At 48.4% G+C, this 14427-nt stretch carries 15 protein-coding genes; 6 read left to right on the plus strand and 9 right to left on the minus strand.

Annotation, left to right across the window (positions count from 1 at the left end):
* Positions 1–38: 38 nt before the first annotated feature.
* From HJV72_RS03815 to HJV72_RS03825, 3 genes are all read left to right on the plus strand, one after another.
* Complete coding sequence (locus HJV72_RS03815; protein ID WP_208068800.1) at positions 39–767, plus strand: hypothetical protein; 729 nt, start codon at positions 39–41, stop codon at positions 765–767.
* Positions 768–936: 169 nt separating this feature from the next.
* A complete protein-coding gene (locus tag HJV72_RS03820; RefSeq protein ID WP_243765505.1) occupies positions 937–1641 on the plus strand; it encodes a response regulator transcription factor in 705 nt (234 codons plus the stop codon).
* A complete protein-coding gene (locus HJV72_RS03825) occupies positions 1634–3169 on the plus strand; it encodes a sensor histidine kinase (RefSeq protein ID WP_208068802.1) in 1536 nt (511 codons plus the stop codon). Before HJV72_RS03820 ends, HJV72_RS03825 begins: the two co-directional genes overlap by 8 nt.
* Positions 3170–3262: 93 nt before the next feature.
* Here the strand turns inward: HJV72_RS03825 and HJV72_RS03830 are convergent, their stop codons facing one another.
* Genes HJV72_RS03830 through HJV72_RS03870 form a run of 9 tightly spaced genes read right to left on the minus strand, consistent with a single transcriptional unit; the run spans position 3263 to position 11724 of the window.
* Positions 3263–3880 carry a V-type ATP synthase subunit D gene (locus HJV72_RS03830; protein WP_049728468.1) on the minus strand — a complete coding sequence of 206 codons (618 nt, stop codon included), beginning with the start codon at positions 3878–3880 and terminating at the stop codon, positions 3263–3265.
* A 12-nt stretch (positions 3881–3892) separates the two neighbouring features.
* Positions 3893–5275, minus strand: a complete 1383-nt coding sequence (locus HJV72_RS03835; RefSeq protein WP_208068803.1) for a V-type ATP synthase subunit B — start codon at positions 5273–5275, stop codon at positions 3893–3895.
* Positions 5276–5290: 15 nt separating this feature from the next.
* Positions 5291–7057: a V-type ATP synthase subunit A gene (locus HJV72_RS03840; protein ID WP_208068804.1), complete on the minus strand. Its 1767-nt coding sequence runs from the start codon at positions 7055–7057 to the stop codon at positions 5291–5293.
* Entirely contained in the window at positions 7050–7637 is a 588-nt protein-coding gene (locus tag HJV72_RS03845; RefSeq protein ID WP_330618766.1) for a V-type ATP synthase subunit E, read from the minus strand. The genes HJV72_RS03840 and HJV72_RS03845 overlap by 8 nt, the downstream gene beginning before the upstream one ends.
* A gap of 16 nt (positions 7638–7653) precedes the next feature.
* Complete coding sequence (locus HJV72_RS03850; RefSeq protein ID WP_049728472.1) at positions 7654–7962, minus strand: V-type ATP synthase subunit F; 309 nt, start codon at positions 7960–7962, stop codon at positions 7654–7656.
* Position 7963: 1 nt separating this feature from the next.
* Positions 7964–8398, minus strand: coding sequence for an ATP synthase subunit C (locus HJV72_RS03855; protein WP_208068806.1), 435 nt, complete (start codon positions 8396–8398; stop codon positions 7964–7966).
* A 24-nt stretch (positions 8399–8422) separates the two neighbouring features.
* Positions 8423–10363 (minus strand): V-type ATP synthase subunit I, encoded by a 1941-nt coding sequence (locus tag HJV72_RS03860; protein ID WP_208068807.1) that lies wholly within the window; start codon positions 10361–10363, stop codon positions 8423–8425.
* On the minus strand, positions 10360–11409 hold the full coding sequence (locus HJV72_RS03865; RefSeq protein WP_208068809.1) for a V0D/AC39 family V-type ATPase subunit: 1050 nt from the start codon (positions 11407–11409) through the stop codon (positions 10360–10362). The genes HJV72_RS03860 and HJV72_RS03865 overlap by 4 nt, the downstream gene beginning before the upstream one ends.
* 3 nt (positions 11410–11412) lie before the next feature.
* The gene (locus tag HJV72_RS03870; RefSeq protein WP_208068810.1) at positions 11413–11724 is read right to left on the minus strand and encodes a hypothetical protein; all 312 of its coding nucleotides are present in this window, start codon (positions 11722–11724) and stop codon (positions 11413–11415) included.
* 178 nt (positions 11725–11902) lie between these two features.
* On the opposite strand from HJV72_RS03870, the gene trmB reads away from it, so the two are divergent.
* The 3 genes from trmB to HJV72_RS03885 all read left to right on the plus strand — a co-directional run bounded on the left by trmB (position 11903) and on the right by HJV72_RS03885 (position 14411).
* Positions 11903–12559 carry a tRNA (guanosine(46)-N7)-methyltransferase TrmB gene (trmB, locus tag HJV72_RS03875; protein WP_208068812.1) on the plus strand — a complete coding sequence of 219 codons (657 nt, stop codon included), beginning with the start codon at positions 11903–11905 and terminating at the stop codon, positions 12557–12559.
* Positions 12560–12776: 217 nt separating this feature from the next.
* Entirely contained in the window at positions 12777–13100 is a 324-nt protein-coding gene (locus HJV72_RS03880; RefSeq protein WP_208068813.1) for a thioredoxin family protein, read from the plus strand.
* 84 nt (positions 13101–13184) lie between these two features.
* Complete coding sequence (locus HJV72_RS03885; RefSeq protein WP_243765506.1) at positions 13185–14411, plus strand: DUF1002 domain-containing protein; 1227 nt, start codon at positions 13185–13187, stop codon at positions 14409–14411.
* Positions 14412–14427 lie beyond the last annotated feature (16 nt).

Consider the following 14427-nt stretch of genomic DNA (forward strand, 5'->3'; position numbering starts at 1 on the left):
TACCGTAGATTTAGAATTCAGCACAGGAGGTGCTGTCCGTGAAGAAGATTAGATATCTGCCGGCGTTGCTGGCCGCTGTATTGCTTCTGACTGCCTGCAGTGGAAGTCCGCCTGATGAAACGAGCCTGCAGGAGCTTAAAGATAAGGTGGAAGAGGGGAGCCAGAAAGAAGAGGCTGCAGAACCGGAAGAAGAAGCGTACGGTGCAAGTGAAGAGACGGGGGATACCGACGGTGAAGAGAGTGCAGGCAAAGCAAGTGATGCTGCCGATCCGGTACAGGAACCGGAGGTTCCCGAGAAGATAACGTGTCCGACGTGCAAAGGCGCGGGGAAGGAATTCTGTACGATGTGTGATGGCAAAGGAAAGCATGAAGCCACGCAGTTTACGTCTGGCTACAGATGTCCATACTGCGAAGGCACCGGCTATTCCAACTGCTGGACGTGCGAAGGTACGGGTCAGGCAGACAATCCTGAGTATGACGCACATACAGGAGGACAGGATGCGCATACAGGCAATGCCGGAGGTGGCGGAGGCCATGTATCACCTGATTTCAGTTATGACAGGAGCCCTTCTGTATGTTCGAAATGCAAAGGGGCTGGATCCGTGATGTGCACAAGCTGCAAAGGTGTGGGAAAGAAATATACGACGAAGTATGCCCCTAACTACGGCTCGGGTTCGTCTTCATATACAGAGACGACAACTTGCAGGCTCTGCAACGGCACAGGCTCATCCCTCTGTACGTTGTGCGGGGGAACGGGTGAACGATAGAAGAGTAAATAATTGCGGATGCTATCAAATCCTCTGTCCAGTCTATGCTGAACAGAGGATTTTGCTGTTCCGATAGAAAACTTAAAGAATTTGTTAGAAATATACAGAAAAATAATTAGTATTTCTTGCTACTATAGATATGCAGTAAGGAATGAAGCGGAGGAAAATGATGGAACAGTATACGGTATTGGTAGTGGATGATGATAAAGAGATCGTCAGGTCTCTTGGCAAACTTCTGGAGCTGGAAGGATATAATGTGCTTAGGGCTTATAATGGCATGGAAGCGCTGGATCTGCTTGTCACAGATAAAGTCCACCTGATTCTACTGGATGTGATGATGCCCCGGTTAAATGGCCTGTCGGCGCTCATGAAGATACGGGAAAGGAACAATATACCGGTTATCATGCTGTCGGCGAAAACGGAAGAGAGCGATAAGGTCATCGGCCTGTCCATGGGAGCCGATGACTATGTGACGAAGCCGTACAATACAGCGGAACTGATGGCGCGGGTCAAGTCGCAGCTTAGAAGATACTTTGCCCTCGGTGCGGCCACTCAGGCTGACACCGGAGCTGTTCTGAGGACCGGCGGCCTCGTGCTCGACAAGAACACGAAGCAGGTGACGGTTGACGGCGAGCAGACGCAGCTGACAGCTACGGAATATAAGATCCTGGAGCTTTTGATGGAACATCCGGGATATGTATTTCCGGCAGAGCAGATATACAGCAGAGTCTGGAAGGAGGACGTATATGCCGGTGAGAAGACTGTCATGGTACATATCCGGAGAATCCGGGAAAAGATAGAGATAACTCCGAAGAATCCAAAATACTTAAAGGTGGTGTGGGGAATTGGCTACAAGATTGAAAAATATGACTAACAGAGGAAAGGCGTCGCTGGCATTGTATCTTGCATCGGCAGCAGGAATTGCTGTATGCTCAGGAGTGTATGTATCATCCAGGTGGTTCGGCGGATGGAACGTGAATCAGCAGTTCAAGATTTTATGCTATCTATTTGTATCCCTCTTTATCATAGCAGTATCCGTGTTCTTTCACTTTTATCCGGCAAGAGCATGGAAAGATATGAAGAGATGGAAGATAGATACTATTGGGACAGAAGTGCTGGCGGCAGGGCTGCTGCTTGACCTGTGGGTCTGGTTTATGGGAATCCATTCTTCGATAATGGACGGAACTTTATTTTACTGCATTCGAATCGTTTCATATGGCATGATACTCGTGACGTGCGTTCTGTTCTACTTTCCGGTGGCGCTTATCGGCACAGGCTGCATCGTACTGCTTGGCAGGAGAGTGCTCCAGGGAACATTGAAAAAATCGTCCGTCATATATGATACTGTTCAGAAGAGGAGATTCTCCATGGCATTTGAGAAGGCGATGCGGGAGAACAGCAGGGCATCCTTCATCATAGCGACGGTATGCCTGGCAGGGACAGTAGGTGCTGTCTGGAAGAGCGGACTACAGTGGGGAGATCCGTTCGGGGTCGTCGTGATTGCCGTCCTGGCAGTGGTCTCCTATGTATGCTATATCAAGAGCTTTAGAAATAACAAGGTATATAAAGATACTGCATGCCTGCTGCGTCAGATAGATGAGATGTCAGATGGTGAACTAAACGCACAGGCAATCGAAGAAGAGGATTCGCTGCTATATGAAGGTTCGAAGAAGCTCAGCAGTATCGGTGCAAACCTCAAGCGGATTATGGAAAAGCAGATGCAGGCGGAACGGATGAAGATTGATCTGATAACAAATGTGTCTCATGACTTAAAGACGCCTCTTACATCGATGGTCGGTTATATAGATCTGCTTAAGAAAGAAGAGATGGGAGATGAGGCAAAAGATTATGTCGATGTCCTTGCATTGAAGCAGGAACAGCTCAAAGATATGATACAGGATATCTTTGACCTGTCAAAATCCACAAGCGGGGAAGTGAACCTGGAGCTGGAAGAGCTGGATATGAAGAAGCTTCTCGAACAGACGCTTGGGGACATGGAAGACGCAGTCGTCAAAAGCGGCATGGCCATTCGTGAAAGAGTAGATGACAGGAGCCTTAATATAGTAGGGGATGGAAAGAAGCTTTACCGCGTGCTTCAGAATATCATAAGCAATGCGCTCAAGTATTCCCTGAAGGGGACGAGGATATATATCGATGCGGGGAGGGAAGAAAACCAGGTATATGTATCAGTCAAGAATACGGCCTCTTATGAGATGGATTTCGGCCCGGAGGAAATTATGGAGCGGTTCAGCCGGGGGGATAAATCACGCAATACAGAAGGGCACGGACTTGGACTTGCGATTGCGGAAAGCTTCACGAAGAATATGGGAGGCAGCATGTCGGTGGATATAGACGGAGACCAGTTTAAGGTGAAGGTAGTGTTTGAAGGACTTCAGGCATAAAAAGTTCCAAAATAATCTGTATACTTTAGAGAAGCGTAAAGATAACAAATGGTGCCGCAGGTCATCTAATCTGATGATTCTGCGGCACCACTGTTATTTCGACTGCATTTTCTTGATGACCTTTAATCTCGTAAATTCTTCCCGCTCCTTCTCTTCGAGAGCATTTGTTATCGTATATACGAGGTTGCTGTACATCGGAATGGTTATATTCTTTAAGGCGTTAGCGCGTTTCTGCGTCTTCTTGATATTGGTGGCCAGGCGGTAAGCAGCATTTTCTACCATGGACAGCTTGATCGTCAGTTCCTTTACATCACGGAATGCCTCACGGACGATATCGATAGATTCATACGTGGTGCTGAAGGAGTAGGTCAGGTCGTTCTGCTTAGCGTCATATTTGACATACGGAATCTCTGTCCCCATGATGCTTCGCGTCTGAATGCGGATGGAATCTTCAATAGGGACAGTGAAGGCAAGCTGCTGTACCATGCTGATTCCATGCTCGATATTGGCCCGCTGCAGGCAGGCATATGCCCGTGTAAAGGTGGAGTCGATCTCTTCCTGTATATCCTTGGCCTCGTCAATCAAGCCCATAAGCTCTTTGAGAAGTATATTCCGTTTTTTGTCCATCAGGTCGTAGCCCTGGTGTGCAAGCGCCAGTGAGTTCTTCGCAAGCATCAGGTTGCCCTTGGTCGGAAATTCCCGCGGATCCATATAATTCCCCCCTTATTCTGCCTGTTGCGTGTAGTATTTGTCTATAATCTTCGTGTCTATACGGTCCAGCTCTTCTTTTGGAAGCAGTGCCAGAAGCTTCCAGCCAAGGTCGAGCGTCTCTATCATAGAGCGGTTCTCAGAAGGCCCCTGCCCGATGTAGTGGTGTTCAAACTCTTCCCCAAACTTCAGATACTGCTTATCAATAGGAGAGAGCTCATCTTCGCCGATGACGGATGCCAGGTTCCTGGCCTCGCCGACTTTGGCATAGGCGGAAAACAGCTGGTTGGCCAGATCCTGATGGTCCTCCCGCGTATATCCGGCTCCGATGCCGTCCTTCATAAGCCGGGACAGAGAAGGGAGGATGCTTATCGGAGGATAGATGGCCTGACCGTGCAGGCTCCGGTCGAGCACGACCTGGCCTTCGGTGATGTACCCGGTGAGGTCGGGAATCGGGTGCGTGATGTCATCATTGGGCATCGTCAAAATCGGAAGCTGTGTCACGGAGCCATTGGCCCCTTCAATAATGCCCGCCCGTTCGTAGATGGTAGCCAGTTCGCTGTACAGATAGCCGGGGTATCCTTTACGGGAAGGAATCTCACCCTTTGAAGAGGAGACCTCACGCATGGCTTCTGCAAAAGAGGTCATGTCTGTCAGGATAACGAGAATGTGCATATTCAGTTCAAAGGCAAGGTACTCCGCCACTGTGAGGGCTACCTTTGGTGTGATAAGCCGCTCCACGACCGGGTCGTTTGCCAGGTTGAGGAACATACAGACATGGTCCGCAACGCCGCTCTCTTCAAACGTTTTCTGAAAAAAGTCCGCGACGTCATGTTTGACGCCCATAGCGCCGAACACGACAGCAAACTGTTCATCTGATTTATCTCCAAGCGAAGCCTGCTTAACTATCTGGGCGGCCAGCTGGTCGTGTGGCAGGCCGTTGCCGGAAAATATCGGGAGCTTCTGTCCCCGGATCAGCGTGGTCAGCCCGTCGATTGCTGAGATTCCGGTCCGGATATAGTTGCGGGGATATTCCCTGCGGACCGGATTCAGAGGGAGGCCGTTGACATCCCTCATATCATCTGAAACGATGGGGCCAAGTCCGTCTATAGGCTGGCCGATACCGTTGAAGGTACGCCCGAGCATATCCGGAGATACTGCAACCTCCATAGGATGACCGGTCAGCTTCGTATGGGTATTCTTAAGGGACATATTTTCGGTTCCTTCAAATACCTGAATGACGGCCCTGTCTTCATAGAGCTCTACGATACGCCCCATTTTCCTCGTGTTGCTGTCAATGACGAACTCCACGATTTCATCAAAGAAGGCATCCTGCACACCTTCCAATACGACGAGAGGGCCATTGACGCTGCTCAGCCCAAGATATTCTATTCCCATTGTGAACCCCCTCCTTTATGCGTTCTTTTCCAGAACTTTGTTACAGAAATTATCAATGTCAATCTTATACATGTCGAGCATCTGTATGTTGTCGTTCGGGACATCATATTTGATGGCGATGACCTTTTCAAATATATTCTCCGCTTTCAGCACAGACATCGGCATGCCCATAGCTACCAGCTTCCGGCAGGTCTTATACAGATAGAGGATGACATCCATCATCTTGAACTGCTTTTCCATGGATACACAGGTGTCATCCTTGTGAAATGCGTTCTGCTGCAGGAATCCGAGACGGATGACCTTGGCAATTTCCAGAATAAGCTTCTGGTCGTCGGGCAGGACATCTCCGCCTATGAGCTTTACGATCTCCATCAGGCTGCTCTCCTGATTGAGAAGTGCCATCATCCGGTTACGGTAATCTACAAATTTGGGCGACACGTTGTCCGAGTACCATCCGCTCAGGTCATTCAGATATTCGCTGTAGCTTGTGAGCCAGTGGATAGCCGGAAAATGCCGGGAATATGCAAGTGACTTGTCAAGTCCCCAGAAACAGCGGACGAAACGTTTCGTGTTCTGAGTGACCGGTTCGGAGAAATCTCCGCCCTGGGGAGATACCGCGCCGATAATCGATACAGAACCCATATTGCCGTTGAGCGTCTGCATCATGCCCGCGCGCTCATAAAAAGCAGACAGCCGGGAGGCCAGATACGCCGGGAAGCCCTCCTCTGCGGGCATCTCTTCGAGACGTCCGGATAGTTCCCTTAAAGCTTCCGCCCATCGGGAGGTTGAGTCTGCCATGATAGCAACGTCATATCCCATGTCCCGGTAATATTCCGCGAGCGTAAGCCCCGTATAGATGGATGCCTCACGAGCGGCCACCGGCATATTGGACGTGTTGGCAATCAGCGTGGTCCTGTCCATAAGCGGGTTCCCTGACTTGGGGTCGACAAGCTCGCCAAACTCTTCCAGAACCTGAGTCATCTCGTTGCCGCGCTCTCCGCAGCCGATATATATGATGATGTCCGCATCGGACCATTTCGCAATCTGATGCTGCGTCATCGTCTTTCCGGTACCGAATCCGCCTGGTATAGCGGCGGTACCGCCTTTGGCAATTGGAAACATCGTGTCGAGGATCCGCTGGCCTGTGATGAGAGGTACGCTGGCCGGATAGCGGTGATGAACCGGCCGGGGGACACGGATAGGCCAATACTGCGTCATGGACAGATCTTTCTTCGTTCCGTCATCCAGTTCCAGCGTAACAAGTGTATCTCCAATCGTATAGGTCCCGTCGGGGACGACAGATACGACTCTGCCGGAGATGTCGGGGGGAACCATGCATTTATGCTTGATTGCGCGTGTCTCAGGAACCTCTGCGATGATGGTGCCGCCCTGTACGATGTCACCTTCTGCGACGGTGATGTGAGTATCCCATAATCGGTCGGCATCCAGCGCGTTAACGCTCACTCCGCGGGTTACGAAAGCGCCTCCGGTGTCCGCAATCCGTTCGAGAGGCCGTTCAATGCCGTCGAATATATTGTCCAGGATACCCGGGGCAAGCGTGACAGACACGGCAGAACCCGTGGCTTCAACAATCTCTCCCGGTTTCAGCCCTGAGGTCTCTTCGTACACCTGGATGGTAGTCAGATCCTTGTCGAGGGCGATGACTTCGCCTACCAGCTTCTCATCTCCGACATGCACCATCTCCGACATCTTGAAATCGGTCTTTCCTTTCAGATAGATGACGGGACCGTTGATGCCGTAGATTGTTCCAGTATTATTCAATTCCCGCACCTCCCTTGAATGAGAATTTGTGGTATAGATTATCGATAGCTCCTTTAAATGCGTGGTCGATCAGGATGTTGCGTCCAGGAATGACAGCCCGGATGCCGCCGATGAAGTCTTCCTTGCTCACGGTCAGGGTCATTCCTGTATGCTCCTGCAGATAAGCAATCTTATCCTTATCGGATGGGTTGAGATAAAGCGTCATCGTCTCGCCATTTGCAAATCTGGCGGCACTTTCAATGTATGCGATAAGAAGCCGTTTATAATCATCCGTCTTCATATAGTCTTCAACCAGCCTGAGGACTTCATCGAAAAGCTTGTTCTTAAGCTCCCCCTGCGTCCGGCTGAGCTCCCTTTTCAGTTCGAGCTGAGCTTTGGAAGCGGCCATATTCAGCTGCTGCCTGGCATTGGTAGCCTCTGCCTTGAGCCGTGTTTCGGATTGGCGGACGGCCTCTGCGCGATGCTGTTCAAAAACGCTTTGAAGCGCCTCTTCATGCTGCTTTATGATTGCATTTCCCTGTGCCCTGGCTTCTTCCATGGCAGCAGACTGTAAATGTGATATTTTTTCTTCTAACGTCACGCGGGTCACCTTCTTTTTATAATTTCAAGCCAATGGCTTCATTTACGTAAGATGTGATAAAATCTTTTTTACGTCCGGTTCCGTGTCTGTCAGGAATCTCGATGAGCAGCGGCATGGTACGCTCCAGCTTGATCTCATCAATCAGGTCCGGGAACTCTCTCCCGAACTTCTCGGTCAGAAGGATGATGCCTACGGTGCTGTCATTCATGGCATCCTCGATGGCCTCACGGAGTTCGTTCCTCTCATGCACGACCACTCCGTCTACGCCGGCCAGCCGCATTCCTGTCAGGGTATCGATATTATCACTGATCAGATACATCTTCATATTACAGTTTACCTAAGATCATGAAGGAGATGATAAGCCCGTACAGGCAGACACCTTCTGCAAGACCTACGAAGATAAGTGATTTGCCGAGCGCGCTGGAATCCTCGCTGATAGCACCGAGTGCCGCGCTTGCCGCGCTTGCTACGGCAATACCGCCGCCGACACATGACAAACCGGTTGAAAGTGCAGCGGCAAGATAACCGAATCCAGTGGCATTAGAAGTAGCGGCAGCAGCGGTGTCGGCTGCGACAGCCGTATCGCCGCCGAACATCATGATAGCTGCGATGACAAATGTACCAAAATAGAAGAATACATTGGTGCCGACCGCCCTTTTATAACGTTTTTTGTTCTTTTCCCCAATCAGGTAGTAACCGAAAGGAATAATGATGCTGAGCACCAGCGCTGCGACTAATAATAACTTGACTGTTAATGACATGATTTTCTCCTCCTTGGATATGGATTAATTTTTATCTTGTTTTTTATGATTATTAAATGGTTTAAATTCACGCCCGCTGCCCTTATAGAAACGGCTGAACATTTCATAATATTCCAGACGGAGCACCTGGATGCCTACGATGAGCCCTTCCAGTCCACATACGACCAGATTGCCGATTACGACGACGATCCAGTTCGGTGAACCTTCCTGTGCGCCTGAGAGCATCAGCACCACTTCCATGATTGCCGCATGGCTCACGGCAAAAGCCCCGATCCGGACGAAAGAGAGCGTGTTGGAAAAGTAGCTAAGAAGTGTCTCGAACAGTTCGAAGAACCCTTGTACGAGGAACATGCCTTTGCTTGTCTCCAGCTTCTTGTGATTGCGTTCGGCCAGGTTGGTGAGCGGTTCCTTGAATATAAATACGAGGATGGGTATTCCAAGGAATACCGCCATCAGTATATTGCCGGGAACTTGATGTCCCGTCATATAGAGTACGATTGTGAATACGATAAATCCGTAAAAAACAAGCCCTGCTATACCATTGTTGGAAAACCAGATGTTCTCCGTATCCTTTGCCCGTATGGCATTGAGGATGTGGAAGATCATGGACAGGATATTCAGGCCCATACCGAATGCGATAGCTACGATGAACACCGTGTTGAGCTGTCCGATAAACGGCAGGCTGGTCATGGCTTCCATCGGTCGCAGCCAGCGGGCCTGAATAATATCTTCAAACCCGAATACGCTGCCAAACATAAATCCGAAAAAGGCTGAGAAAAGGCCTGCTACGGAAATGATGCCTGCCAGATTCATGTTCTTCAGCTTGTAGAGGAGTCCCCCTATCAAGAACAGGCACAGCCCTTGCCCGACATCGCCGAACATGGCGCCGAATATGAACGTGTAAGTGAGTGCCACGAATACGGTAGGATCCATCTCATTGGAAGAGGGGAGTCCATACATGCGGATGAACATCTCGAATGGCTTGAAGAACCTGGGATTCTTAAGCTTTGTGGGAGGGTCGCCGAAGAACTTCTCCCGGTCCTCCTCCACGACGACAAATACTCTGTCGTCACCTTCGGATTCTTTCAGAAAAGCTTCCACATCGTCCACGCCCATCCATCCGCAGAGAATATAATAATCTTCCTTATTGTCATCTACACGGGCCGCCATCTTGCGCACGTCAAAGTTGTTGGACAGCTCCTCCAGCCGTTTGCGTGCCCCGAGAAGCTGGCTGGCCTGATTGTTCAGAAGGTCCTGTATGCGCTGATCAATCTCTGCGATACGGTCATCCAGATCAGTGATATCCTCTTCCAGGCTGTCATATGCGACAGAAGGCGTTCCGATATATTCGTCCGATATGGTGATACGTTCAAAATGCAGGGAGTTAAAGACGGAATCTACTCTGCTCGTCTCGGCGTTGGCCACAAAGTAGCACCCGTATACGTAATTCTCGTCTCTTGTACCTTCAAGGAATATGGCATTCAGGTCTTCAAACAGATACTTTTCCAGTTTCCGGTAATAATCAATACCGATTCTTCCAAAACGAAGCTGCATATACCTATAGTGGAGAACCTTGTGCAAGTCGAAATCCAGTGGTCTGAATGGTTCTAATACATGCAGCTTTTCCAGCAGTTCATCTTTATTTTTTTTCAGCAGTTCCTTTTTTTCCTGCAGTTCAAGATAGTCGTGGTTGAGCCCGCGGATCAGGGTCATGATAGCATCTGTAGAGAGCGTGGTATCTGCAGGAATATTGGAGACAGAAAGCTTGGAAGTGAACTCCTCTGCCTTGGCAAGCGGTTCTTTATAAGGATTCATCTCCACGAACGGCAGAAGATTGTCCGTCGTCTTAAGCTCTGTGACCGCATTTTCCAGCTGCATCTCATATTTTGACAGATAGACGTCACATACACGGTCGATGTCGGTACGCGGTCCGCTGATGCTCAAAAACTTCATCTTTACAATCATTGAATTACACCTCCCAGATATCCTAACGTCTCTCTTGAAGACAAGCCATAACGGATGCATTCAAGGGCTGTCGTCAGTTTATATATCTCTTCTTCCTTCAGGAACAGATAAGTTGTGATAGTCGCAATCGAATACGGATTGCCGCGCCGGTCCGACAGGTACAGGTGCATCAGGCATTCTTTGTACATCTGCTCAATCGTCTTGCTGTCATGGATGTTATATTTCCGCGCATAGTAAGTGTCTTCGAGCAAGTGCTCGAATTCCTCCAGGGTTGGAGCCTCAACAAGCGCTTTGAATTCATCGATGCGCAGGCGGTAGTGGTTCGGTATTGTGAGTGAATATATATCGGGCGGAAGCATATGGTAATACTTCTTGGCACGGTATATCCACTGGATGTTAAGCAGGTCCATATTAGTACCGCAATCTCTTGTATAGATTTCCAGCTCTTTCTTGTTCGTCAATATCTGCTTTCTCTTTTTCCACACCGTGGAAAAGTAGTACAGTTCCAGTGCCAGGTCATAGTCGAACAGAGTGGCCGAATTAGAATCCCGGAGCCTCCGCAGAGGTGCGTAATATTCTGTCGACTGCAGATTGTCTACCAGTTCGGCGATGGTCCTGGATGTGATGAGCTTCTCGATACGAATCTGTGAATATTTGTCAAAAAACTCTTTTTTATAGTCCAGGTCAAAAGGCTTTTCATAATGATTGAATACAATCCGGAAACAGTAGTTTATCAAGTCTACTTCGTATTTCTTCAGATAGAGCTTCAGGAACTTCTTCTGTTCCAGCCCTGCAAATCGGAAGATTCTTGTATAGTCGTCGTAGAGAGACTGGTAGAGTATCTTCTCGACATGCCGCCTGTGGTACAGTGACACATCCATTTGATTCATTAATTCTGCGTAGGCGGGCTTCTCTTTCAGGTAGGAGATGATCTCGGGAACACTCCTGAGCGATGCAATATTTTCAAAATCCTGCCTTGTAAGGAGCTTTGCCTGCATGGCCCGTACTTTTGTTACAATTCCGCTGTATGCCATAAGATTGCCCATGTTCTACACCTCAGTTATACGTTTTAGGATATCCTGTGCATACGCAGTATGGTTTTCCTCATATTCTTTCTCTAATGCGTCTATCGTCGCCTTGTTTTTCTGCCGCTGTGTCTCCAGTATCCGGTCGACTTTCTCGGTGGCCTCCGCGCGGATGCGCTCCAGCTTCTTCTGCGTGTCAGCTTCCAGGTCTTCATCAAACTTGTCACGCCGGGACTGTATCTGCTGCTCAATGTTGAATTTCTGAGCCTCTGCATGCTCTACGATTGCTTCTGCAGTCGTCTCGATGTCTGATAATTTCTCCACAATAGAGTCCATACTACGCCTCCGTTTCTACTTACTATCTGATAAGTATAATTTGTATTATATGTTAATAATACACTTATTTTTCTAAATTACCATAGTAAATAATAAACAAATTGAAAAATTAACACTAATTGACTTTTCTATAGGAAATAGATAGACTAAATAGAAGCAAAAAAGAGGAGGCAGATATATGCGATTGAGAAATATACCACGTGCTGAAAGCGTACTGAAAGGATGCAGGGAAGTGATAGATGCGCCTGCTCTCTATAGGGGAAGCTGGAACGACGTGTTTGGAAATGAGAATCCCTTATACATTGAAATTGGAATGGGCAAGGGGAAGTTTCTGCTGACGATGGCAGAGCGGCATCCGGAAAGGAATTATATCGGAATCGAACGATACTCAAGCGTGCTTTTGCGTGCCGTTGAAAAGTATATGGAGTCTGAAAATGAAGCTCCCCGTAATATCCGCTTCATCTGTATGGATGCTGCGGACATAGCTGATGTATTTGACCAGGGGGAGGTCTCTGGAATATACCTGAACTTTTCAGATCCGTGGCCGAAGGCGAGACATGCAAGAAGGAGGCTTACATCAAAGGAATATCTGTACAGATATGACAAGATAGCGGCTGATGGTGCAATGCTTGAATTTAAGACGGACAACCGTGGGCTGTTCGACTTTTCTATAGGGGAAGTCAGGGAATGCAGCAGATGGGAGATGGGAGGATACACAACAGACCTGCACAGCGATGAGGATATGAACCGCGGAAATGTTATGACGGAATACGAGGAGAAGTTTTCCGCAAAAGGCAACCCTATCTGCAAGTTGAGGGCTGTCAGGAAAGCATAGGGCGGTTGCTGCATATAATATAAAGAAGAATAATGGTCAGGATGTGAGCATGTGGGACGTGGAAAGAAAGGATTGAAACATAAACTATGTGAAATCACTTATCGCAAAAGACACTTAAATGAAAAACTTGCCTGTATTAAAAAATCATTGGATGAGGTATGCAGAATACTGAATCCCAAGTGCTGACATAAAGATGGCTTAAGAAAGGTTGAAACTTATGCTACATTTAACAGCTAAAAATTTTGATTCGGAAGTAAAACACGAGAGTCTTCCGGTGGTCGTTATGTTCTATGCGGTCTGGTGCGGTAAATGCGCTATGATGAAGCCGATTGCGGAGGATGCGGAGAAGAAATATAAAAGAAAAATAAAGTTCTGTGAGGTTGAGATAGAAGAGTCGGAGCTTCTGGCTGCGGAGTATGACACAGAAATCGTGCCGACGTTCATCTGTTTTAAGGAAGGCAGGATAGTGGGGGCGATGCGGGGAATCATCGATGAGGATGTATTCTACGATAGAATACAGAAAATATTCAGAAATAGTTAAGGGGCTGTTTCTTTGCAAATGTCCGCGAATATGATATATTATGTGGGAGCTTACTAAATAATTGATGAAAAGGGGGTATGGTGGTTGCACCAGACTATGATGAAAAAGTTTAAAAAGATAATACCTGTTATGATGGCAGCTGTGCTGGCATTTGTCAGCGTGCCGTTCACAGCGATGGCAGACAGCTCTAAAGTTGTCACGCTTGGAGCGAATCTTACAGATGAACAGAAGAAATCCATGTATGATTACTTCGGCACATCTGCAGATAAGGTTGATACGATTGAAGTTACGAACGCAGATGAAAGAAAATATATGGAAGGAATCGCTTCAGAAGCCCAGATTGGAACGCGGACATACAGCTGTTCCTATGTGGAGCCGACCGGCAGCGGCGGAATCCAGGTGAAGGTGGCGAACCTTACATTTGTAACGAGCTCTATGATTGCAAGTACACTCCTGACCTCAGGGGTCGAAAACTGCAACGTGGTGGCGGGTTCTCCGATTGAAGTGTCCGGAACAGGTGCGCTCACGGGAATCATGATGGCATATGAAAAGGCCAGTGGTGAAGAGCTGAGCGAAGACCAGAAGGCCACTGCGACCGAAGAGCTTGTCACGACAGGCGAGCTTGCGGAGTCTATCGGCCAGCAGGAAGCGGCAGATCTGATGAACGAGGTGAAGCAGGAAGTCATCGAAGACGGGCTTAAGGATGATGACGAGATAGAAGGTGCCGTAAATGATGCGGCAGATAGTCAGAACATATCTCTGAATGAGGATCAGAAGGCCAAGATCGTATCTCTTATGAAGAACATATCAGAATATGATTATGACGTGAAGGCGCTGAAGAATACGCTTGAGAACCTGGAGGGCAAAAGCGAAGGATTCTTCTCCAACCTGTGGAATTCCATCAAGTCTTTCTTCACAGGCGGAGACAGTGACGGCGGCATTATAAATAATACGAATGACAGTATTCTGGGCGACAATGCTGTTATCGACAGTACGATTGACGCTCTGAAGTCTAAAGACTCCGGTGACGGTGAAAGCTTCTGGGATAAGATTGTCAACTTCTTCAAGAACCTCTTCGGAGGTGATGAGGAGGAAAATGCGTCAGATGATTCCGATAAGGGCAATACTTCCGATGACGCGGATGTGCCGGATTCTTCTGACAGCCCACAAGATGCCGGAGACGATACGCCTGCAGGCGGGGCTGACAGTCCAAAGCAGGATGATACCGGCAGCGTTACAGATACACAGGAGAATCAAGACGGCCAGAGCACACAAGGAAATGAAGGGCAGCAGGACGGAACTTCAGAATAAATATAATTGGGGACGT

It is taken from the genome of Extibacter sp. GGCC_0201 (assembly GCF_017566055.1).
Lineage (GTDB): Bacteria > Bacillota > Clostridia > Lachnospirales > Lachnospiraceae > Extibacter.

Excerpts from the sequence above, each read along its gene's own strand:
- HJV72_RS03850 (WP_049728472.1), bottom strand. The coding sequence starts at position 7,962 with ATGAAGATGTATCTGATCAGTGATAATATCGATACCCTGACAGGAATG.
- trmB (WP_208068812.1), top strand. The coding sequence starts at position 11,903 with ATGCGATTGAGAAATATACCACGTGCTGAAAGCGTACTGAAAGGATGC.
- HJV72_RS03820 (WP_243765505.1), top strand. The coding sequence starts at position 937 with ATGGAACAGTATACGGTATTGGTAGTGGATGATGATAAAGAGATCGTC.
- HJV72_RS03825 (WP_208068802.1), top strand. The coding sequence starts at position 1,634 with ATGACTAACAGAGGAAAGGCGTCGCTGGCATTGTATCTTGCATCGGCA.
- HJV72_RS03865 (WP_208068809.1), bottom strand. The coding sequence starts at position 11,409 with ATGGGCAATCTTATGGCATACAGCGGAATTGTAACAAAAGTACGGGCC.
- HJV72_RS03860 (WP_208068807.1), bottom strand. The coding sequence starts at position 10,363 with ATGATTGTAAAGATGAAGTTTTTGAGCATCAGCGGACCGCGTACCGAC.
- HJV72_RS03880 (WP_208068813.1), top strand. The coding sequence starts at position 12,777 with ATGCTACATTTAACAGCTAAAAATTTTGATTCGGAAGTAAAACACGAG.
- HJV72_RS03870 (WP_208068810.1), bottom strand. The coding sequence starts at position 11,724 with ATGGACTCTATTGTGGAGAAATTATCAGACATCGAGACGACTGCAGAA.
- HJV72_RS03855 (WP_208068806.1), bottom strand. The coding sequence starts at position 8,398 with ATGTCATTAACAGTCAAGTTATTATTAGTCGCAGCGCTGGTGCTCAGC.
- HJV72_RS03830 (WP_049728468.1), bottom strand. The coding sequence starts at position 3,880 with ATGGATCCGCGGGAATTTCCGACCAAGGGCAACCTGATGCTTGCGAAG.
- HJV72_RS03835 (WP_208068803.1), bottom strand. The coding sequence starts at position 5,275 with ATGGGAATAGAATATCTTGGGCTGAGCAGCGTCAATGGCCCTCTCGTC.